The sequence below is a fragment of the Nostoc mirabile CHAB5784 genome (assembly GCF_020829645.1).
Lineage (GTDB): Bacteria > Cyanobacteriota > Cyanobacteriia > Cyanobacteriales > Nostocaceae > Nostoc > Nostoc mirabile.
In genome coordinates, this window is the sequence record NZ_JAIVFS010000254.1 from 1 (window position 1) to 3360 (window position 3360).

Annotated in this window: 5 protein-coding genes; 1 reads left to right on the top strand and 4 read right to left on the bottom strand. The window is 37.7% G+C overall.

What is annotated here, in order from left to right; all coding sequences use genetic code 11:
- Positions 1-144: 144 nt before the first annotated feature.
- The 4 genes from LC653_RS45210 to LC653_RS45225 form a co-directional block, all read right to left on the bottom strand.
- Positions 145-561, bottom strand: coding sequence for a XisH family protein (locus LC653_RS45210; RefSeq protein WP_162398235.1), 417 nt, complete (start codon positions 559-561; stop codon positions 145-147).
- A 253-nt stretch (positions 562-814) separates the two neighbouring features.
- The gene (locus LC653_RS45215) at positions 815-979 is read right to left on the bottom strand and encodes a hypothetical protein (RefSeq protein WP_229501742.1); all 165 of its coding nucleotides are present in this window, start codon (positions 977-979) and stop codon (positions 815-817) included.
- Between the two features lie 363 nt (positions 980-1342).
- Entirely contained in the window at positions 1343-1894 is a 552-nt protein-coding gene (locus LC653_RS45220; protein WP_229501743.1) for a hypothetical protein, read from the bottom strand.
- A 287-nt stretch (positions 1895-2181) separates the two neighbouring features.
- Positions 2182-2733, bottom strand: coding sequence for a WGR domain-containing protein (locus LC653_RS45225; protein WP_229501744.1), 552 nt, complete (start codon positions 2731-2733; stop codon positions 2182-2184).
- A 218-nt stretch (positions 2734-2951) separates the two neighbouring features.
- Here LC653_RS45225 and LC653_RS45230 point away from each other — a divergent pair.
- On the top strand, positions 2952-3360 hold a 409-nt coding region (locus LC653_RS45230), incomplete at its 3' end, for a reverse transcriptase/maturase family protein (protein WP_229501745.1).

A 3360-nucleotide genomic window follows, 5' to 3' on the forward strand; every position in this document is an offset into this window, starting at 1 on the left:
GCCTAATTATCAACAACAAATATCTGAAAGCCTCATTTTCTCGTACAGATTAGCTAATTTAGATGATTGCATTTACGTGCTCTAAACTAGTCACACAAAGGCTTTGACTATTTTCGGAGATGTCTATAGCATTGCGATATTGTTCTAGCTTATCCATTGCCGAATTTCCTCCTTTTCTGTATTTACAACTATTAACAGCAGGTGATTTTCATTGATGACTGCTTGTACAGATTTACGTTGAAAAAAGTTCTCATAGACAACATCATCAACAGCTAAATAAAGTTTATATTCTGGCTCCGTAAGTTGAATGAGTTTCCGATAGACTATGTATTGTCCCAGGGCATTATGAAAATCATACATCAGCGATTTGCCCACAAAGCTCTTGATTTCTACGACAATCTTCTGTCCCTGGCGTTCTGCGGCGATTGGTTTTTCTGCTGCTAGGTCGGCGTAGAGTTCAGCATCCTCATATTTGATAAAGTAAGGATCATCTGTGATAGTCCAACCGTCTTTTATCAATGCGTTCTTGACTTCATTATGGTATATGTCTTTTGCTGGCATGGTGGAACTATTGAGTAATACTCTGATTGTAAAGTGTTTACCATATTGGGTAACACATGAACGAAAATCGCTAGAGAAATGTTGCTCTAGCGACGTGCTACTCTCCCTTGCCAGAAGAATACCTAATTTAATGGACTGTTAAGATGCCAAGAACAGCAAGAAAGTCAAGAAAAAAATAGGTAAACTAACTCTGGAAAGGGAGTAAATACTTTGTGTCATTGCATGGTGGCTTGTGACAGCCACTATGTTTGTCCTACTTTTTTTGTTTTTTGTCAGTTTTCGACAAATCTACCAATGTTCTCAAGGCAGGCACTGCAAGACGAACGTAGTCATCCCGAAAGTCTTTATCATGCACAGCAAGTACAAATGAGCCAACAAGAATGGCTGTAGTTATGGATAGCAGAAATTTTTTCAACATTTGTTCCCCCTATGAAAAAAAATGGGTATATATAAGGGGCCCAAAATTAATAAGATTCAAAAAAAACTCAAAAAAATACAACTCTTATGGAAATGCTGCTATACAAAGGTTTCAGCCATTAAACTTGCTCAAAACATTAAATTTTTTTTACTTCTAAATGAAAAAAACAACATTTTTTGTACGGTTATTACCCAAGATTTATACGGTCATCACGGCATTTAGCGCCATTTAAAGCCGCTTTTTGGAGGATAAGTTCTGAAGCTATCAGAAACTTGCAGAAGTATACAGAAGTAAAGTACTATGTATGAACAGTGCTAACAATTTCTGAAGTTATGGGAGCAACTAAAAAAGCCAAAATAACTTTTACATGTAGCCAAGAAACTGTATAATCTGAGTCTGACTACTGAGGGTAATATTACCATTAGGGCAATGCTTAACTATCTCAAATAGCATTTCTACTGGCACAGTAATTTCACCCTTGAGCAACACCTGGGCTTCAAAACTTGCCTGAATTGTTAATGCTAAATCAGTAACAGTTAAATGTATCTGTTGTGTTTCGATATCTGCAATGATTAGAGCATTAGCAAGAATAGGATGGGTAGGTTTTGCTGGGGTAGCACAACTAACTAAAGAGAGTGCATCGTGAAATTTAGTTTGTGAGCAGATTACCTCCATTCCTGATTCTATAAGTGGTTGAGAGTTTAACTCTGATTTGGCAGAACGTTTATTAGTACGCTTATTTGAGATAGGCTCAGTTGAAGTATCAGCATCTGAAGATGTAGGTTTTTTCTTTTTACCTGTAGATATTTCTGGGATATTTGCTGATACTTCATTTTCGGCTTTAGGAGTAGCTACACTTGTTTGTTTTGTCTGATTGGCAGGCTTTACCCTTTGTTTCGATGCTGTTTGAGTCATGATAATTTATTTCTGGTTGCGTCATTGTTAGAAAGGTGACTGTGATAGCAGAAAATAAAGGATGTGAAGTTTTGAGTTAGATGCTTTTACTCTGTGAGACATACAGAGTTTTACTGATACAGCGGATTTCAAGGAAAGTGTTGTACACAAGCTAAGTCTCAAAGCCAGATGTAAAGCCTGTTTTACTTCTGAATTTTGCTGTATATCCCATTTAACGGCTCTCAGGTAAGCCTTTATTCTGATCGCAGCTTTCGGAGTATCTGGCTCTGCTCCTGAATTATTAAGTTCTACAAATGCCTCCAAAAGTTCTTTCCAATGCTTTTTAAACTGATAACTTTGCTGTTATTAGCAGATTCTTCTATAGTGTTATCAGCTAGCACAGAATCAGTTTCCAACAAAGAGTTCAGAAGTGATAGTTGATGCTCAATATCTGCCACATCGCGGTATATTAGAGACGGGTCTATTTTCATTCCTAAAGGTGTAGGAACGATTTTTAAATATTGGTTTAATGTCTCTAGATAATTTCTATTGGCAAATTTTCTTTGTGCTACATAAGGGCGCAAAATCTCCAGTAATTGGATAGCTCTTTTGATTTCTAGAGAATCAGAAGTACTATCAATTTGAGGTTGGCTTTCTCGGTAGCCTTTCATTTTCTTCTCAGCCACGAGATTGTGGAATTTAGAAACTGCTTGTTGAGCATTACCGAAAGAGTGAACTTTTTGCTGATATTTGTAGCCGATCCTACCCCACTCAACAGTTAGATTGCTTTGCTCAACTTTTGCACTCCAGAATTTGTTACTGTTCTGAGCCGCATCGACAAATATTAAGTAAACTTCCATATTTTTGACCTAATTTAAAGTATAATATTGCCATGTCAAATGAACATCTGTTGTTGAAATGTTCATTTGACAAAAGCTTCAAATCATTACTAATTAGGCATTGCCAAATTAGTAAAAATTCAAAGTGGAGTAACTTATTTCATTTTGTCGTTCGCTTCTCTTCTGAGGCTGCGCCCTAAGCGAAGCTATGCCGCAGGCTTTACGAGACCCTATTCGCGATGGGCTACGCCCCGCTGTTCGCGATCGCTCACGGAGCAATATTTAGCATCATCAAACAAAAACCAAAATGGGTTTTGGATGCCGATATATCAAAATGCTTTGATAAAATCAACCACAAAGAACTGCTAACCAAAATCAATACATTCCCAACCTTAAACCGCCTAATTAAGGCATGGTTAAAATCAGGTGTATTTGATGGCGGTGAATGGTTACAAACAGGTGAAGGTACGCCACAGGGTGGGGTGATATCTCCCCTACTAGCGAACATCGCACTACATGGAATGGAAGAGGCAATCAATAAGGTCGCCCAGTCCTTACCAGGAAATAAGAAAGCTAATCAAAAAGCACTATCTCTCATAAGATATGCCGATGATTTCGTCATCCTACATCCTGACCTCGATGTAATTG